The following is a 939-nucleotide window of genomic DNA, read 5'->3' on the forward strand; positions in this document are numbered from 1 at the left end:
CGACGAGACGTGTTGGAAGTCGGTTCAAAAATAGCTCTTCAATGTGCCGCGCCGTCGGACGTCGAGTGTGGCGCAATGGAAGCCGCCACCAAATGCCGCATAGTGTAAGAATTCACAGAGAATCGGCTCGAATCCCCAATTCTCCAACGCACGCGTCATTGCAATATGATGTGGATCTACGATGACGCGCTTCTCATCGACCATCAGTACGTTCATGTTGAGCCATTTCCCGCACAGCGAAGTGATCCTGAGCATAGGATCGGTTATCGGGTCGGGCTCGGGGGCCACGAGGATGTCCCATCCTTTCAAGATGGCCGGAAGGTGGTCGACGTCTATGTATTCGGGATTGATCAGAATCTTGCCGGGCCCAAGCGGCAATATGGTGGTGTCGATGTGCATTGGATTGGGACAGCAGCTCTCAATATCATGAATGCGATAACCGTCGCCAAGGTGGCGACGCAGCCATTCAATACCAGACGCATTGGTGCCGTTGCTGCGAGTCACGAATAGGTCGCGCCCGCAGCGAAAGAAGTCGGCGGCGTCAAAGACCGGCTCGAATTCGGTGAGGATGTATGAGATCGGCTCGCCTTTCTTAGGGACGCGGAATTCTGGGTCGAACAGTTCGTCCGTCAGTTGCGGTCTGGGCGCGCTCGTCCACCGCGCGCCACGTTGGAAATAGTCCTTCAGAATCGGACGATAGGAATGCGTCTCGAAGTACCGACAAGGCCAAACCATTGGGGTTTCAATGATCTCGTCGCCGATCACGAGCATGCTGTCGCGCGGGCAGGCATTGCAGAAACCGCGCGAGGACCATTCCGGCGTGCTGAAGCGCTTCCTGTGATCGACGGCGTCCGGCCGCCTTACGATGATACCCAGCGACTGTAGCAGCGCAACAAAGCCATCAAGCTCTCGCTGAGCCGGTTCGATCATGATCTTTGG

Annotated in this window: 1 protein-coding gene; it reads right to left on the minus strand. The window is 56.2% G+C overall.

Going from position 1 to position 939, the window contains the following annotated elements; genetic code table 11:
• Positions 1 to 24: 24 nt before the first annotated feature.
• Positions 25 to 939: amidinotransferase (locus IVA79_RS07500; protein WP_247551465.1), on the minus strand; the 915-nt coding region annotated here is incomplete at its 5' end.

The sequence above is a fragment of the Bradyrhizobium sp. 138 genome (genome assembly GCF_023074075.1).
Taxonomy (GTDB): Bacteria; Pseudomonadota; Alphaproteobacteria; order Rhizobiales; family Xanthobacteraceae; genus Bradyrhizobium.